Below are 789 nucleotides of genomic sequence, written 5' to 3' on the forward strand. Positions count from 1 at the left end.
GGGCTGTCCTTCCAGAACCTCGCCCAGAGCACACTCGAACTGCCGTCGGTCGCCGTCGAGGGCATCGACCTCGCCGGGGACACCTCGCAGTTCGATCTGCACTGGATCGTGCAGGACACCTACGACGAGGCCGGGGTTCCTGCGGGGATCGGCGGGTTCGTGACGTATGCGACGGCGTTGTTCGACGAGTCGACGGTGGCCGGGTTCGTGGAGCGGTTCGTGCGGGTGCTCGAGGAGGTCGTGGCGGAGCCGTCGCGTCCGGTCGGGGATCTGGAGATTCTCGGTGCGGGGGAGCGGTCGCGGATTCTGGAGTCGTTCAACGATACTGCGCGTGAGGTGGATTCGTCGGCGACGTTGGTGTCGTTGTTCGAGGATCGGGTCGCCGCGACCCCGGACGCGCCGGCACTCGAATTCGGGGAACGCACCTGGACGTATCGGCAGGTCGACGCGTGGGCCGGGGCGGCCGCCCGGCAGCTGGCCGACCTCGGCGTCGGTCCCGAGGCCCGGGTGGCGCTCGGGATGCGCCGGTCGGTGGAACTGGTGATCGGCATGGTCGCGGTCGCGAAGGCCGGTGGCGCGTATGTGCCGGTGGATCCGGATCAGCCCGCGGAGCGGACGGACTACATCCTGGGCACCGCCGATCCGGTGTGTGTGCTCACCACGCGGGGCGAGGGTTTCGGAACTGAGAGCGAACGCTCCGTCGTGTTCGTCGACGACTTTGTACCGCAGGATGATTCGACGGCGGGTTACCCGCTGCACGTGGCGTCCCCAGCGCCGGAGCACACGGCA

1 protein-coding gene is annotated in these 789 nt (G+C 68.8%); it reads left to right on the forward strand.

From position 1 onward, the window contains the following. Positions 1–789, forward strand: a 789-nt coding sequence (locus RZ1_RS29490; RefSeq protein WP_139282088.1) for an AMP-binding protein, incomplete at both ends; no start/stop codon positions are given.

The sequence above is a fragment of the Rhodococcus zopfii NBRC 100606 = JCM 9919 genome (genome assembly GCF_001895025.1).
GTDB classification, from domain to species: Bacteria; Actinomycetota; Actinomycetes; order Mycobacteriales; family Mycobacteriaceae; genus Rhodococcus; species Rhodococcus zopfii.